Here is a 13479-nt window from a genome sequence, read left to right as displayed (position 1 = left end):
AGTTTTATGATTAATTCAAAACTGACTCAATTTTCTAAAGCTTTCTCTTTTTTTGATCTATTTTCAACCCAAATCAGTGCTAAAGAACTGCATGATTTTATTCAAAACCACAGTGATTATTTTTTGCTGATTGATGTTCGTAACCCGCTAGAGTACGAACAAGACCATATCCCTCATGCAATTCTGATGCCCTTAAGCGAGATTGAACAGGGAAAAGGAATTGAGCAAATTCAACTTGTTCTGAAGGAGCGGCACCTCATTGCTTACTGCACCGTGGGAAAGCGATCGCAAAAAGCCTTGCATGCTTTAAAGTCAGCGGGAATCTCTGGTCTGAATCTGCGGGGTGGCATCCGCGCTTGGCATCACTTCGCTCAGTCAACTTACGCTCAAGCAGAGTCAGGCATCTCTCCATGAATTGGAAGCTGTTGGTAATCCTTGGCAGTTTATTTATATTTGGCAGTTTAGAAAATCTATTTCCTTTTTTTCAATTTAAACAAGCATTTCTCCGCCGAGTCACCATCAACTTAGCGCTGGGATTACTCAACACAGGATTAACTAGTTTGACGGTAATCGCGGGATTGAGCTGGATTTGGCAGCAAACGGCTTGGCAAGGCTATTTGCCAGCAATTCCTTGGCCTTGGCTCCGGTTTATTCTCTCCTTTCTGCTGCTAGACGCCTATATGTATGCTTGGCATCGTTTGATGCACAACTCCGCCTGGGGATGGCGGTTACACCAAGTTCATCACAGCGATCGCGCCATGAACACTTCCACCGCGTATCGTTTTCACGCGCTCGAAGTACTGTTATCCAATATGCCAAAACTATGCCTAATTTGGCTATTTGGCATTACGCCAACCCATCTGTTGATTTACGAAGTGAGCTTTGCGGCTGAGCTAATTTTCCATCACAGCAATTGGGCTTTGCCTTTGCCCTTAGACCGCGCTTTAAGCTATGTAATTGTGACTCCCAACTATCATCGCGCACATCACGCTCGTTTGCTGAGTGGGATGCATTCTAACTATGCCAGTTTGTTGGCTATCTGGGATATCCTTTTTTGCTCGGTTCAATATCCAGCGGTGCCAGAGGCAATCAAGCTAGGAATACCTGGGGTTAATCAAGAATTCACGCTCTTGCGGTTGTTAGTCTTGCCCTTTTGATTATCTAAAGAAAAGCGATCGCTCTCTGTTTTGTATAGAGCGATCGCCTCGTTTCATTTGCTTCTAATTGCAGTAGGCAAAACCTACCTCAACTTATCGAGTCTAATTAACGGTTGGCAGGGCAATTAGCTAAGTTATTGGTTGTGCCTGTACCACCAGAAATCCAACCGAGACGCTCGCGACCAGACACGCTGGTGTAGAAGACTCGAATCCACTTGCCATTGGTTTGGCTGGGTTTGGTGAGGAAGATTCTGGCTCCCTTGGCAGGCCCGTCAGAGCTGCCTTGATAAGTTTGAGGCGTAGTGCCGGGGTTGTCATATGCTCTTAAACCGAAGCGTAGAGACTCATATCCTGCACCATCCACATCTGGATCGCGCAATCTGCGGCATTCTCCCCGCTGGACGTTGCCAGGATTGTCACCTGGATTGCCGCCTGTACAGTTGGTGACGAGGTTGGTGGTTTGAATCCAGCCAACGCTAGGGGTTCTGATTTGAGCAATGCCATTACCCAGTATTCCTGTGAGGGTGACGCTGCTTCTAGCCGCTACAGTCCCTACTCTGCGAGTAAGTTGGGTATCTTCATAGATATTGACCGCTGCGGTGGTGCCACGACAGGTACCAATGTAATCAGTTCTTTCGCTGAGAGTGGTGGTTGCGGCTGGAGCAGCAGGAGCGGGGCTAGGAGCGGGACTCTGAGCTTGGGCTAGAAGTTGAGCAGTCTGCTGGTCTGGATTTTGGTCTGCGATCGCCGAGCTGGCAGCCGCTCCCAGTCCTGTCCCGGTGTTGACGGTAGCGGCAAACAGTAGGGCACAGCTGATTCTTTTTAGGTTTTTGTAATTCATTTTTTATGCTAGACAAAATACTCCTCATGGGAAAGTCTACCAAGAAAAATTTTTCTAGGGCTTAGCTTGAAACACAAGTCATCAAACCTTAACTATTAGTAGACGTCAAGGCTTAGTGCTTTAGTGGGCTTCTGAAGCGCTGCGCCCCTTACGCCAGTTGCAAATAAAGTCTAGCTTTTCTGATGTAAAGGGAATATTAGCTTAGTCCCAGTAGGAAACGTGCTTATGAATGGCTTAGTTGTTTTGATTCCCTATACAACTGGTCAGGATTTTTATGGGGAATGGGATGACGGCTGTGAGGCTACAACTTCATATCTTCCTATTTTCATTGAAACTCTTGAGAAAGACTCAGCCTTAATGACTGCTGCTTATGCAGCTTGTGTTGATTATAGATATGTAGCGTTTCCTTCTTCCAATAAAACGTCGCAAGAATGGGAAATTCAAGGTTATTCAGGGACGCTCGAAGAACCCGCGGTAGAACTACCCAATAGTGAGGAAGCATTCGAAATTCTTGATCCAGGTGACTGTTTTTGTTGTGCCAGCTTAGAGGACTACTTAGTCATCAGCATTGAGGAAATGTTAGAACAAGTTCAGAATTCTCCTTATGACTTCATTTCCTCTCAGATTTTTCCATCGGAGGAAGATAGACGGAGAATGTGGATAGAGTTCAACGATTGGTCAATTCGAAAGTTGAGTGATTCTATATTCGATGAAGAATAATTACTTGCCAGGTGATCTTGCTCAGTTAAGCTTAAGTATTCTTCCATCCAAACCTTTAGTCGCTCAGCAGTGCTTTCTTAAATTTGAGCAACTCTCTTTTCCACTACACCTTAGATACATAAAGCCAGTGTTCCTTGCCTGACCAGTTTTTCTTGCCTGATTAAAAGGGCGATCGCCCCTCTTCCTATATCCAAAGAGCGATCATAAATTGAGCTGGGAACTCAGAAGTTAATTATGCTTCTAAGTAAGTGGATGGGTCGCGATCGCTACTAGATGATGGGCGATTGAATGAGCATTCCTGCTGAGAAGGTCAATATTACTCCATCGGATAGTAACGTCTGAGGCGAGAAAAAAGATAACCTTCAGGCAGACATAGCAAAAAAGAATTCATGAGGTGGATGGTGATGACTGGTTTCTCTCGCTGGACTGCAAAAAGTACAGCACTACTGGCTTTGGGATTAACAACGGTTGTAGCTGCGCCTGTAGTGGCACCCATTGTCATGACAGCCCCGGCGAGTGCGGCTGAACTCTCCGATGTACGCGATCATTGGGCACGTCCCTTTATTGAAAAACTCGCAGATGAAAACATCATTACTGGATTCCCTGATGGCACCTACAAGCCAAACCAGGCAGTAACCCGCGCCCAATTTGCTGCGATCGTCCGGAAGGCGTTTAACAAGGATCGAATTCGTAGCTCTCGTGGCTTTGCCGATGTCTCCAGTAACTATTGGGCAGCTAGCGCGATCGATGCAGCATACGAAACAGGTTTTCTCTCCGGTTATCCCAACAACCAGTTCCGTCCTGACGAGCAGATTCCACGGGTGCAGGTGTTAGTCTCCTTATCCAGCGGCCTCACCCTGAAAGCAGACCAAGCTACGGCTAGTACTCTCGGTGTGTATGCAGATGCGCGGCAAATTCCGACCTATGCTACAGAAGGAGTTGCAGCAGCCACCGAAGACAACATTGTGGTCAACTATCCTAATGTCAGTTACCTCAATCCGAATGATGTAGCAACCAGAGCCGAAGTTGCCGCCTTTGTTTATCAGGCTTTAGTTAAATCAGGCCGACTCCAACCATTGGCGACTCAGATCGATGTGAATCGCTATATCGTCAAGAGCAACACCTCTGGTACCAATGCTAACACTGGCGGCCAACCTCCTAGCACTGGCACCCAAACTACCCAAAACCCAGAGTTACGCATCGCTCAAGGCACTAAAGTCAACGTCAAGTATGAAGCCTCAGACAAAGTGGTGGTGGCTCCAGGCGAAAGCATCAATATGACAGTAACCACCGCTAGTGATATTAAAAACTCTCAGGGTAAGGTGCTCGTTCCAGCGAACAGTCGTCTGGAAGGTCAGCTAATTCCTCGTTATAGCGGCTCTACATTCCTAGGTACGCAGTTTGTGGCGCAGCGTTTGTTGGTCGGTACCCAAACCTACAACAATCTCAATGTCACCTCTCCTTTAGTGACCGCTAAAGCACCTGAGGAGGCGAAGCGCCAAAGCTTAGAGGATACCGCAATTACCGCAGCTGCTCGGACGATCGCCGATACCGTTTTAGGAAGATCGGTGAAACCAGCAGATATCCTCACGACGATTTTGACGGGGAGAACTCCTGGCACCACCCCAACAACTAACACTCAAAATCAGTTGGTGATTATTGATCCAGAAACGGATCTACCACTCACGTTTGGCTCTGATTTTTATCTAAGCGCGATCGCGAGTTAGACCTAACCCCCTACCCCTTCCCTACTAGGGAAGGGGAGAGGTTCTTACATCTCCTTTAGATACTGTTGATAACCTATTTGATCCAACTTGGCTTGTTTCTCCATTACCATATCCTTGAGAGATTGACGATATTGTTGGACTTGCTCTAGCAGCGTGGGATTGGAAGTGGCGAGGATTTGGACTGCCAATAATCCCGCATTTTTGGCATTACCGATCGCAACAGTGGCAACGGGGATTCCAGCGGGCATTTGCACAATTGAGTAGAGCGAATCTACGCCTTGGAGATTTCGGGTAGCCACAGGAACCCCGATTACAGGTAAGGGAGTGAGTGAGGCGACCATTCCTGGTAAGTGAGCCGCTCCTCCCGCTCCAGCGATGATCACTTTGATGCCGCGTGTATGGGCTTGCTGGGCATATTCCACCATGCGTTCTGGGGTGCGGTGAGCAGAGACAATGCCGACTTCGCAGGGCACACCAAATTCTTCACAAGTGGCGATCGCGGCTTGCATGGTGGGCAAATCGGAATCACTGCCCATGATGATGCCAACTAAAGGTTGAGTCATTGAGATTTTGGATTTGAGATTTAGGATTTTGGATTAAGTTAGAACTTGCGGTTTCAGTATTGCAACTCTCAATCCAGCACATGGATATTATCAAGGCGCGGGTGCCTGGTCACCTAGGAATCCAACATATTCACATCGAAGACGGCATTATTCAACGGGTCGAACCAATGGGGCAGTCCGTAGCAGGCATCATCCTCATTCACGAACCCTTGCTAGATGTGGGCGCAGACTGGATTTCTCTCGGTGGGGTTGACCTGCAAATTAACGGAGCCTTGGGGTTAGCCTTTCCAGACCTCGCCCCAGAGCATTTCGACAAACTCGCTGAAATTTGCCAGTTTCTTTGGCAGCAGGGCGTAGACGGTTTTCTCCCCACCATCGTTACGACTTCTGTGGAGAATATTCAGCGATCGCTCGCCACCATCGCCCAATTCGTCGAGCAGATCCAACCTTCTCAAACGAAAGCCGCCCAAATCCTGGGAGTTCATTTAGAAGGCCCATTCCTCAACCCTGAAAAACGTGGTGCCCATCCCGCTGAGTACCTACTGCCCCTCACCGTCGAGCAAATCAAACGAGTATTAGGTGACTACACCCATATCGTCAAAGTCATCACCCTCGCCCCCGAACTCGACCCCACCGGAGCCGCGATCGCCTACCTGCGCTCCCTCGGCATCACCATCAGCCTCGGCCACTCCCAAGCCACCGTTGCCCAAGCCCAACAAGCCTTCGCCCAGGGAGCCACAATGGTCACCCACGCCTTCAACGCCATGCCCAGCCTGCACCACCGCGAACCCGGACTGCTAGGAGCTGCGATCGCTGACCTCAAGGTGCAATGTGGCTTCATTGCCGATGGCCAACATGTCTCCCCGATCATGCTCGACCTCTTGCTAAGAGCCAGCCACTACGACCAAGGCTTATTCCTGGTCAGTGATGCCTTGGCTCCACTGGGTCTACCGGATGGCATTTACCCTTGGGACACCCGCAAAATTGAGGTAAAACACGGCACCGCAAGACTTCTCAACGGGACCCTATCTGGAACAACCTTGCCCTTGTTAGTTGGCGTACAAAATTTGGTGAAATGGGGCATTTGCAGTGTAGAACAAGCGATCGCCCTAGCCACCACCGCACCCAGACGCGCGATCGGATTGTGGAACCAGTCAGCAGAGGCTCATGGTCTCTACCAAGGTCAGCCCGCTAGCAACTTACTGCGCTGGTCGATCGATTCTGAATCTCAAACTCTTTCGTGGCAGAGACTGGAAATGACCTAACCCCCAGCCCCTTCCCTGCTGTAACTTGCTTCCCCGAAGGGATGGGAAGGGGAGAATTAGAGAGGAGAGCAACCTCAATCTCGAAACTCTAACAGTTCAACTCGTCTGGAGGGGGTCTGGGGGACGCAGCCGTCCCTCAGCGGGAGTTTGTGGGCTGGTGCCCTCAAGGCTCGGATTCTCAAAGATTCTCAAACCCACCGCTAAAGATGCGATCGCCCCACCAAAACTATCGCGCTAAGAACAAATCATCATAGGATTGAGAACTGTAGTCTGTTGAAACCCAGTAAATAGAACCAAATTTATGAACGTGGTGGATGATAAAACCGTAGTCCGGGAGTACTTCAACGCAACCGGATTTGACCGCTGGCGACGCATTTACGGCGATGGAGAAGTTAACAAAGTCCAGCTCGACATTCGCATTGGGCATCAACAGACCATTGATCACGTCTTGGGCTGGCTTAAAGCCGACGACAACCTTTCCCAAATTACCGTTTGCGACGCAGGCTGTGGTGTGGGTAGCCTCAGTATCCCTCTAGCTGAAGCAGGCGCTAAAGTCTTCAGCAGCGACATCTCCGAAAAAATGGTCGAAGAAGCCAAAGAGCGCGCTGCCACCGAACTTGGCCAAAACACCAACCCTACCTTTAGTGTTCAAGACCTCGAAAGCCTCACGGGTAGCTATCACACCGTCATTTGCCTCGACGTGTTGATCCACTATCCACAAGACAAAGCCGCTGATATGATCGCGCATCTCAGTTCCCTGGCAGAATCGCGGTTGATTCTCAGCTTTGCCCCCAAGACCCTCGCCTACAGCCTACTCAAGAAAATTGGCGACTTTTTTCCTGGTCCCAGCAAAGCCACTCGCGCCTACCTGCACCGAGAAGCAGACGTAGTGAAAATCCTGGAAGCCAATGGCTGGAAAATTGAGCGCAACGCCATGACCAAAACCCGCTTCTACTTTTCCCGCCTCCTCGAAGCTGTGAAAAAATAAGCTTCAAAATTCGATAAAGTCACAGGCAAGGGCGATCGCAACAGGCTAGAATCTCGGCTAGCTCGATCGCCCAATCAAAACTATGAAGCTGGTTAAAAAAATTGCTGCTGGTATTTTGCTGCCCTTTGGTTTAGCAATCGTCATTCTGACAACTGCCGATCTCCTCAACAAAAATTCTCCTACCAAGGAAGGCTCAGCCACTATCCTAGTTCTCTTTGGCCTTCCCAGCTTGGGCCTGGGGAGTTGGTTTATCTGGGATTTGACCCAAAAGAGCCAAGCCGAAAAGCTCGATCGCTTGCAAGACGCTTTCTATCAGCTCGTAGAAGCCAATGGTGGCAAAATTACAGTTCTGCGATTTGCCAAAGAAGCAGATTTATCGGGTGCTGAAGCCAAGCAATATTTGGAAGAAAAAGCTAAAGAATTTAACGCCAGTTATGATGTCAACGAACAGGGAGACATTACCTATCGCTTCACGTTTTAGCCGATCACCTATAGTTTTGATGCATGGGATGAGGGCAGCGCATTGACATGAAACTGTTCAGGAAACTAGCTTCAGGGTTTCTGCTCACTTGGGGATTTTTGTTTCTGATCGTCCCTGTCTCGGTGCTGCCTGACCAAAACGCTTCTCAGGAAGACAGAGATCAGGCGATCGGTTGTTTGGTAGGTGGCATCCCCGTCACTGCCTGGGGCGTTTGGTTAGCTTACGGTCTTTATCGCCAACAAGAAAAAGAACAGCGCGATCGCTTGCAAGCCATCTTTTATCATCTGCTCAAGCAAGGCAATGGCGCTGTCACCGTTCTAGAGTTAGCAATGGAAGCCAAACTCTCTGGAGCGGATGCGAAACAGTATTTAGATGCCAAAGCGAGAGAATTTGGCGCTACGTTTGATGTCACCGATCGCGGCAGTATTGCTTATGAGTTTGACCTGAAAGCCGTGAATTTGTTCGAGCCTGCCTCAGCTCCACTCAACTCCGAGAACTAGCGATCGCTTCAGTGAGCTAGGCTCGCTAGCATGAAGCGTAGATGTGTTTTGAGGGATGGGCATGGTTCGCATTTTTTTGGCGATCGCGGCAATTTTAGCAGGTTTAGCGGTGGCGGCTGGGGCGTTTGCTTCTCATGCTTTGCGGGATAAGTTGAGCGATCGGGCTTTAGAGATTTTTGAAACGGCTTCACGCTACCAGATGTACCACGCTCTGGCTTTGTTGCTGGTGGCGGTGTTGCTGACTCAGGTGGCGATTCCCTCCGCTTTGTTAAACACAGCAGGATATGCGTTTTTGGCAGGGATTGTGCTGTTTTCGGGCAGTTTGTATGCGTTGAGTCTTTCAGGAATAAAGTGGCTGGGCGCGATTACTCCCCTTGGGGGTGTGGCGTTTTTGATTGGTTGGGGTTGTGTGGCAGCGGCAGCTAGGAGTTCTAAGTTTTAGATGGAAACCAAGACTTGAGGGCACCTGCCCTCAAACTCCCGCTGAGGGACGGTTGCGTCCCCCAGACCCCCTCCAAACGAATTTAAGTGTGAGGGCTTCGAGATTGCCTTATCTCCCCTCTCCTACAAGGCAAGGGCTGGGGGAGAGGTCTCAAGCCATTGTCAGTGACATCAGATCCTCTGCCATCTCGAAGTTGGCGGTGACGTTTTGGACATCGTCGGAGTCTTCCAGGGCATCCATGAGTTTCAGGAGCGATCGCGCTTGGTCAGGGTCGGTGACTTCCATTGTGTTGTTGGGAATCCAGCGCAGTTCGGCTTGTTGAACGTGGTAGCCCTTGTCTTTGAGGACTTGACTGAGGTTTTCCAAGTTGGCGACTTCAGTGAATACTTCTGCCCCTTCAGCTTCATCCACTTGGGTTAGCTCGTAGAATTCGGCTCCACCTTCGAGAGACGCTTCTAGCAAGGCATCTTCATCAATTTGGCTACTGGTGGCGTTGCGATTACGTTTCCGTCCTTCCTCAGCGGGGGCAGCAGTAATGGTGACTACCCCTTTTTGGTCAAACATCCAACTGACGCATCCGGTTTCACCCAGGTTGCCGCCGTTTTTGCTGAAGGCTTCGCGCATGTCGGCAGCGGTGCGGTTGCGGTTATCGGTCAGAGCTTCGATCAGCACTGCCACACCTCCAGGGCCATAGCCTTCATAGCGAATTGACTCTAAGGCGGCGTTGTCGGGGCCAAGTTTGCCTGCTCCTTTGGCGATCGCCCGGTCAATGTTGTCGTTGGGGATTCCGGCGGCTTTGGCTTTCTCGATCGCGGTACGGAGCTGGAAATTGCCGTTGGGGTCAGGCACGCCGCTTCGGGCTGCTACAATAATCTCTCGCGAGATTTTAGTGAAGACTTTGCCTTTCACTGCATCGACTCTGGCTTTTTGGCGCTTGATATTGGCCCACTTACTATGTCCTGCCATAAAGGTGAGGTCAGACTGAAACCGTTAAAACTGCAATTGAATTGACTAGCATCGATGTTAGCAGAGGCTTCGCATCCACTACATTAGTTAGGTTGAGCGATCGCAACATCAAAAAGCTATGGGTAGAGTGTGGAGGCAGTGCTTACGGGGATGCTGGCAATTGGCATGGATGAGAAATGCCGCCGTGATTGTGCTCCTACTTCTGAGTGTATTGGGGTGGTTTGACTGGAAACCTACACCTGCGATCGCCGCTCCTAACTCTCCTCAGGTGACACATCTGACATTGTGGCAAGGGGTGAATCCACCGCCAAATCGTGATGTGTTGCAGAAATTACTCGATCGCTTTAATCAAACTCACATGGATATCCAGGTTGACTCAATTTACGTCGGGCAACCGGATGAGCAGATGCCCAAGATTCTCGCGGCTGTGGTGGGGAATTCTGCGCCTGACATGCTCTGGTTTGCACCGATGATTACCGGGCAGTTGGTAGAGTTGGGAGCGGTGCGGCCTCTAGAGCAGTGGTTGGATCAGTCTCCTCTGCGTGAGCAAATTGCGCCTACTTTATTTGAAACGATGGAGTTGGAAAACCATCTTTGGTCGATTCCCTTTGGCACCAACAATGTCGGCATCTTTTATCGACCCAGTTTGTTTCAAGCCGCTGGCATTACCCAACTGCCTCAAACATGGGAAGAGTTACGGCAGGTAGCGCAGACTTTAACCCGTGATACCGATGGCGATCGCCGGATTGACCAACACGGGATTCTTCTCCCTCTGGGCAAAGGTGAGTGGACGGTGTTTAACTGGTTGCCGTTTATGTGGAGTGGTGGGGGAGAACTTACGGATGCGGGTGAAGCCAATCCTGCTGCGGTGAATCTGGCAAACTCAGGGGCGATCGCGGCTTTGCAACTCTGGAGAGACTTGCTAGACGATGGCTCAGCAGTCTTATCCCTACCGGAACGCGGCTATGAACTCGATGGTTTTCTTGCGGGCAAAGTCGCGATGCAACTCTCTGGCCCTTGGACTCTAGGCCAACTGCAAGCAACCGGAGTTGATTTTGGCGTAATTCCCATTCCCACGGAGGCTGGACGGGCTACGGCGAGTGGTGGGGAGAATCTGTTTTTCTTCAAAAGCACCCCAGAGCGAGAACAAGCTGCGTTGACGTTTGCGGAATATGTGTTGAGCGAGGAATTTCAAACGCAATGGGCTTTAGGAACAGGCTATTTACCCACCAATCTCAAGGCTCGTCAGGATCCTACCTATCAGCAGTTTATCTCGCAACAGCCTGCGGTCAGAGTATTCTTAGAACAAGCTCCCTACGGGCGATCGCGACCAATTTTTTTCGGGTACAATCGCGTTTCTGAACAGTTGGGACGGGCGATCGAAGCGGTTTTACTAGGGAAGGGTACCCCCGAAACAGCCTTAACCGAAGCTCAGCGTCGTCTCAGTTTAATTTTTCACTAAATCTAACTATTCCAACCCGCCAACATGCCGCCACGGAGTTTTAAATCCCGTCTCGATCGCTTTATCCACGCTCCCCAAACGGAAATCGGCTTGGCGTTGCTGATTTTGCTCTCCGTGCTGTTGGTAGTGACTGGGATTGTCGTAGAAGATCCAGGATCTAAATACCATCTAGTGCGTTATTTAGAAGAGCTGCTCACGCTGGTTTTTATTGTTGAGCTGGCGATTCGCTACTACATTGCCCGCAACAAACAGCGCTTCTGGCGCAACTACTGGCTCGACATCATTGCGGTAATTCCCTTTCCGCCAACTCTGCAAATTTTACGCCTCCTACGGCTGCTACGTTTGCTACGAGTTGGCATTCTCATAAACCGCAACTTGCACCGCGTCTCAGCTAGATCAAACGTGAGCTTAGGGGCACAACTCGGTCTGCTGAGCATCGTAGGGCTAATTGTGCTGGTCGGGGCACTGGCGATCTATCTGCTGGAGGGGAGCCAAAACCCAGCCTTTAATTCCTTGGAAGATGCACTTTGGTGGAGTTTCTTCACCTTGGTTTCGGGAGAACCGATTGGCGGAGAACCAACCACTAATGCTGGGCGTTTGGTGACTCTAATCGTGATGATTGGCGGGTTAACACTGTTTGCGGTGCTTACAGGTGTAATCTCAGCCGTTATGGTGCAGCGCTTGAGAAACGTGATAGAGGCAAAATACTTGGAACTCGATGAACTGCGAAAGCATATCGTGATTTGTGGCTGGAATCGTAGCGGTTCTTTGCTGATTGAGGAACTGCAAGCTGATCCAGCCATGCGCCACCGACCAATCGTAGTGGTGGCGGAATTCGGTGAAACACCAGAACGAGATCTCAAACGCATCGATCGCTCCCTCATTCATTTTTATAGGGGTGACTACACCACCATTGATGTCTTGGAAAATGTGGGGATTTATCATGCCTCCCGCGCCATCCTCCTGGCCGATGCCACCCATCCCCGTAGTGACCAAGACCGAGATGCCCGGACGGTATTGGCAGCATTGACAATCGAGAAATTGCAACCAGGGATCTACACCTGTGCTCAACTGCTCGATCGCAAAAACAGTGTGCAACTGCGAGTTGCAGGCGTGGAAGATGTGATTGTAGCCGATGAACTGGCGAGTCACCTGATCGCTACATCCGCCCGTAACAAAGGCTCGGTGGATATGATGTCTGAGCTGTTAACCGTACAGATCGGCAACCAAATCTATAAAATCTCAGCTCCAGAATCCTGGCGAGGAATGACCTTTTGGGCCGCATCAGAACGATTAAAAGATGAGTTTGATGCCATTCTAGTGGCAGTAGAACAAAAGGTAGAGGGACGACGCAAGACTTTGGTAAATCCTCCCAAAACCGAACCGCTCAAACTCGGAGACAACTTAATTGTGATTGCGCGATCGCAACCCCAACTAGACTAATCCAAAACGTAGACCTCATTTCCTGAGCCAACCATTCTATTCTTGAAGGCTCTGTCTTGTATAAATTGTTGGAATTGCGATCGCCATCAACATCACCAGGTTGGCAGTCCAAAACAGGGCAATGCTACCGAAGCCAACCCACGCCAAATGAGATAAGGATAGCTGGGTGAATCCATCTAATAACTGCCACAACCGAAAAGCGGTGTAACAAAAGCCAATAGGCACCACAACACTCGGAACTAACCATTGGCTAAACACGCGCTCAGAGATTAGCTGCACCGCAACGACCAGTAAATAACTCCCCCAGAACATCAAGGAGGCAGCTTGTCCCCAAGACTGAACACATAAGGCGATCGGCAATAAAACCCCAACCACTAAGGCTAACTTGACCCACCACCTCAGAAATGACACTTGCTGTTCACTAAATCCAATTTCTGCTGAGAAGGGAAGACGTTGAGTCTTAACACCAAAGCCATAGGCGATCGCTAAACTGGTTGTAATTAGAATAAAAAGCGTAATAACTAGTCCGGTATTAACTGCCATAGCTCTCTCTGTACTAATCCTCAGCATGACCTCTTTAGATGTCGAGCTTCAATATCTAAGTAAGCCAAGATAGCTTTCTGAGGGGACATGTTTTAATTAACCAAAGGGAGATATTTAACGGCAAAACACAGCGGCGGCAGAAAACCTTGAACTTAGCACTAACGATCTCTTAGCGTCCGCTGCCGTGACATGTTAGGTGTCTAGACTATTAAAAAACAAATCTGGTTCTGCTTCATTTCTTGGCGTTGCTGAAAAAGTAATGCTGACTTTGGCACAATGAAGGTATGAAATGTCCTCAATGTCACTCCACTCACACGGCTAAAAACGGTCACCGTCGCGGCAGACAGTGCTATCAGTGCAAGCAGTGTGGTCGCCAATTTC

At 49.6% G+C, this 13479-nt stretch carries 16 protein-coding genes; 12 read left to right on the top strand and 4 right to left on the bottom strand.

The genetic code is table 11. From position 1 onward, the window contains the following. Window positions 1-6: 6 nt before the first annotated feature. Window positions 7-414, top strand: coding sequence for a rhodanese-like domain-containing protein (locus NDA01_RS13910; protein ID WP_348228399.1), 408 nt, complete (start codon window positions 7-9; stop codon window positions 412-414). Continuing rightward, a complete protein-coding gene (locus tag NDA01_RS13905) occupies window positions 411-1157 on the top strand; it encodes a sterol desaturase family protein (RefSeq protein ID WP_348228398.1) in 747 nt (248 codons plus the stop codon). Before NDA01_RS13910 ends, NDA01_RS13905 begins: the two co-directional genes overlap by 4 nt. Window positions 1158-1263: 106 nt before the next feature. Here the strand turns inward: NDA01_RS13905 and NDA01_RS13900 are convergent, their stop codons facing one another. Continuing rightward, on the bottom strand, window positions 1264-1998 hold the full coding sequence (locus tag NDA01_RS13900) for a hypothetical protein (protein WP_348228397.1): 735 nt from the start codon (window positions 1996-1998) through the stop codon (window positions 1264-1266). Window positions 1999-2223: 225 nt separating this feature from the next. On the opposite strand from NDA01_RS13900, the gene NDA01_RS13895 reads away from it, so the two are divergent. Together NDA01_RS13895 and NDA01_RS13890 are read left to right on the top strand one after the other, a co-directional pair. Continuing rightward, window positions 2224-2718, top strand: a complete 495-nt coding sequence (locus NDA01_RS13895; RefSeq protein ID WP_348228396.1) for a hypothetical protein — start codon at window positions 2224-2226, stop codon at window positions 2716-2718. Window positions 2719-3122: 404 nt separating this feature from the next. Next, window positions 3123-4445, top strand: coding sequence for an S-layer homology domain-containing protein (locus NDA01_RS13890; RefSeq protein ID WP_190552831.1), 1323 nt, complete (start codon window positions 3123-3125; stop codon window positions 4443-4445). A 44-nt stretch (window positions 4446-4489) separates the two neighbouring features. Here the strand turns inward: NDA01_RS13890 and purE are convergent, their stop codons facing one another. Beyond that, the gene (gene purE / locus NDA01_RS13885) at window positions 4490-5008 is read right to left on the bottom strand and encodes a 5-(carboxyamino)imidazole ribonucleotide mutase (protein ID WP_348228395.1); all 519 of its coding nucleotides are present in this window, start codon (window positions 5006-5008) and stop codon (window positions 4490-4492) included. Between the two features lie 80 nt (window positions 5009-5088). Between purE and nagA the strand changes: the two genes are divergently transcribed. From nagA to NDA01_RS13860, 5 genes are all read left to right on the top strand, one after another. Then, a complete protein-coding gene (nagA, locus tag NDA01_RS13880) occupies window positions 5089-6273 on the top strand; it encodes an N-acetylglucosamine-6-phosphate deacetylase (protein ID WP_348228394.1) in 1185 nt (394 codons plus the stop codon). 301 nt (window positions 6274-6574) lie between these two features. Further along, entirely contained in the window at window positions 6575-7261 is a 687-nt protein-coding gene (bchM, locus tag NDA01_RS13875; protein ID WP_348228393.1) for a magnesium protoporphyrin IX methyltransferase, read from the top strand. Between the two features lie 82 nt (window positions 7262-7343). Further along, window positions 7344-7742: a hypothetical protein gene (locus NDA01_RS13870; RefSeq protein WP_348228392.1), complete on the top strand. Its 399-nt coding sequence runs from the start codon at window positions 7344-7346 to the stop codon at window positions 7740-7742. Window positions 7743-7789: 47 nt separating this feature from the next. Beyond that, window positions 7790-8242 (top strand): hypothetical protein, encoded by a 453-nt coding sequence (locus NDA01_RS13865; protein ID WP_348228391.1) that lies wholly within the window; start codon window positions 7790-7792, stop codon window positions 8240-8242. 61 nt (window positions 8243-8303) lie between these two features. Next, window positions 8304-8684, top strand: coding sequence for a DUF423 domain-containing protein (locus NDA01_RS13860; RefSeq protein WP_348228390.1), 381 nt, complete (start codon window positions 8304-8306; stop codon window positions 8682-8684). A 150-nt stretch (window positions 8685-8834) separates the two neighbouring features. On the opposite strand, the gene NDA01_RS13855 is transcribed toward NDA01_RS13860, so the two are convergent. Then, a complete protein-coding gene (locus NDA01_RS13855) occupies window positions 8835-9650 on the bottom strand; it encodes a YebC/PmpR family DNA-binding transcriptional regulator (RefSeq protein ID WP_348228389.1) in 816 nt (271 codons plus the stop codon). Between the two features lie 118 nt (window positions 9651-9768). Here NDA01_RS13855 and NDA01_RS13850 point away from each other — a divergent pair, with 118 nt between their 5' ends. Continuing rightward, window positions 9769-11112, top strand: a complete 1344-nt coding sequence (locus NDA01_RS13850; protein ID WP_348228388.1) for an ABC transporter substrate-binding protein — start codon at window positions 9769-9771, stop codon at window positions 11110-11112. A gap of 24 nt (window positions 11113-11136) precedes the next feature. After that, window positions 11137-12555 (top strand): ion transporter, encoded by a 1419-nt coding sequence (locus NDA01_RS13845; protein WP_348228387.1) that lies wholly within the window; start codon window positions 11137-11139, stop codon window positions 12553-12555. Window positions 12556-12591: 36 nt separating this feature from the next. Here the strand turns inward: NDA01_RS13845 and NDA01_RS13840 are convergent, their stop codons facing one another. Then, window positions 12592-13098, bottom strand: a complete 507-nt coding sequence (locus NDA01_RS13840; RefSeq protein ID WP_348228386.1) for a hypothetical protein — start codon at window positions 13096-13098, stop codon at window positions 12592-12594. A gap of 284 nt (window positions 13099-13382) precedes the next feature. On the opposite strand from NDA01_RS13840, the gene NDA01_RS13835 reads away from it, so the two are divergent. After that, window positions 13383-13479 (top strand): transposase-like zinc-binding domain-containing protein (locus NDA01_RS13835; protein WP_431193408.1); only part of this gene is annotated, 97 nt, incomplete at its 3' end.

Origin of the sequence: Trichocoleus desertorum AS-A10 (genome assembly GCF_039962155.1) — a bacterium.
In the GTDB taxonomy this organism is placed as follows: domain Bacteria; phylum Cyanobacteriota; class Cyanobacteriia; order FACHB-46; family FACHB-46; genus Trichocoleus.
This window is presented reverse-complemented; position numbering and strand designations above follow the sequence as displayed.

What these genes read in the sequence shown, in the direction of transcription:
- NDA01_RS13910 (WP_348228399.1), top strand. Translation starts at nt 7, where the DNA reads ATGATTAATTCAAAACTGACTCAATTTTCTAAAGCTTTCTCTTTTTTT.
- NDA01_RS13905 (WP_348228398.1), top strand. Translation starts at nt 411, where the DNA reads ATGAATTGGAAGCTGTTGGTAATCCTTGGCAGTTTATTTATATTTGGC.
- NDA01_RS13900 (WP_348228397.1), bottom strand. Translation starts at nt 1,998, where the DNA reads ATGAATTACAAAAACCTAAAAAGAATCAGCTGTGCCCTACTGTTTGCC.
- NDA01_RS13895 (WP_348228396.1), top strand. Translation starts at nt 2,224, where the DNA reads ATGAATGGCTTAGTTGTTTTGATTCCCTATACAACTGGTCAGGATTTT.
- NDA01_RS13890 (WP_190552831.1), top strand. Translation starts at nt 3,123, where the DNA reads ATGACTGGTTTCTCTCGCTGGACTGCAAAAAGTACAGCACTACTGGCT.
- purE (WP_348228395.1), bottom strand. Translation starts at nt 5,008, where the DNA reads ATGACTCAACCTTTAGTTGGCATCATCATGGGCAGTGATTCCGATTTG.
- nagA (WP_348228394.1), top strand. Translation starts at nt 5,089, where the DNA reads ATGGATATTATCAAGGCGCGGGTGCCTGGTCACCTAGGAATCCAACAT.
- bchM (WP_348228393.1), top strand. Translation starts at nt 6,575, where the DNA reads ATGAACGTGGTGGATGATAAAACCGTAGTCCGGGAGTACTTCAACGCA.
- NDA01_RS13870 (WP_348228392.1), top strand. Translation starts at nt 7,344, where the DNA reads ATGAAGCTGGTTAAAAAAATTGCTGCTGGTATTTTGCTGCCCTTTGGT.
- NDA01_RS13865 (WP_348228391.1), top strand. Translation starts at nt 7,790, where the DNA reads ATGAAACTGTTCAGGAAACTAGCTTCAGGGTTTCTGCTCACTTGGGGA.
- NDA01_RS13860 (WP_348228390.1), top strand. Translation starts at nt 8,304, where the DNA reads ATGGTTCGCATTTTTTTGGCGATCGCGGCAATTTTAGCAGGTTTAGCG.
- NDA01_RS13855 (WP_348228389.1), bottom strand. Translation starts at nt 9,650, where the DNA reads ATGGCAGGACATAGTAAGTGGGCCAATATCAAGCGCCAAAAAGCCAGA.
- NDA01_RS13850 (WP_348228388.1), top strand. Translation starts at nt 9,769, where the DNA reads ATGGGTAGAGTGTGGAGGCAGTGCTTACGGGGATGCTGGCAATTGGCA.
- NDA01_RS13845 (WP_348228387.1), top strand. Translation starts at nt 11,137, where the DNA reads ATGCCGCCACGGAGTTTTAAATCCCGTCTCGATCGCTTTATCCACGCT.
- NDA01_RS13840 (WP_348228386.1), bottom strand. Translation starts at nt 13,098, where the DNA reads ATGGCAGTTAATACCGGACTAGTTATTACGCTTTTTATTCTAATTACA.